This is a genomic window from Bartonella sp. AA83SXKL (assembly GCF_042196965.1).
GTDB lineage: Bacteria > Pseudomonadota > Alphaproteobacteria > Rhizobiales > Rhizobiaceae > Bartonella.
In genome coordinates this window covers 1-994 of record NZ_JBHIRG010000111.1, presented here as the reverse complement: position 1 = coordinate 994, position 994 = coordinate 1, and the positions used below count along the sequence as shown (strand labels likewise).

1 protein-coding gene is annotated in these 994 nt (G+C 29.2%); it reads left to right on the top strand.

Annotated elements, in window-relative coordinates:
• Nucleotides 1-245: 245 nt before the first annotated feature.
• The gene (locus ACFINO_RS09995) at nt 246-428 is read left to right on the top strand and encodes a hypothetical protein (RefSeq protein ID WP_375640774.1); all 183 of its coding nucleotides are present in this window, start codon (nt 246-248) and stop codon (nt 426-428) included.
• Nucleotides 429-994 lie beyond the last annotated feature (566 nt).

Genomic DNA, 994 nt, shown 5'->3' with positions numbered 1-994 from the left:
CAACAGGGTATAAAGGTGTTGTTTTTGATCCGCAGATTCAGGTTGTTTATCAGCATCTTCAGTTTAATCAGGCGCGTAATATTGATTTAGGAAAATTTCATGCAATAATTCAGAATGCTCATTCATCATTTTACATATTGAATAAAAACTGAATATTATAAATTTCTTTCATTTCAAACCTGTTTATATTTAATCAATTAACCCCTTGTCCATCACAAACGAAGCTGGCATGCAAAGAAGGACTTTTGAAAAAAGGTGAATTAGCTTCTTATGAACATTCTCGAGTGCTAAAATCTGCGCAAATATTGAATGCTGAAAAAAGAATGGTTATATCCGCGCATGACCGCAATAAAAATAATATCCTGTATCTTATCGAAATTTCTCTGGTACCTATCATTTACAAAACAACAACCATAACAACACGATAAAACATACTTTACTTTTATTATAATTTGACCTCAAACTCCCTCTGTTTGTTCTAAAAATAAATATTTATCCAAAATTCTTAAGTAAATATCCTAAAAAAGGGAACAAATAATATGCGTATTAAATGATATAAACGTCAATAAAGTTCTAAAACAAAATTCAAAACAATGCATAAAGCTCATAAAGACTAAACTTATGATCTATAAAAATTAATAAAGAAACGGACAAAAACAATCATCAATATCGTCTCTTTTGAAAGATTATACCGAAAGCATTTAGCGTTTAATCTTCTCACATTCACAATGAAATCTATCCTCATATCTTGACATCAAAAATTTTAGAAAAATTTCTCATCGCATAAAAGAAAGCATCTATTATAATCTTTTATATCAAAAAAATAACCATATTGATGAGGCAAAATAAATTTCAATACATTAAAAGGCAGAAAATCTTCTGCCTTTTAACTAAAAATACATATTGCACCTCTTCAAAAAAGGTGGCGCAATCCAGCAGAGAAACTCGTTCCAGAAAAACCAATTTTCTTAAATCTATGCTGATAAGTGACATC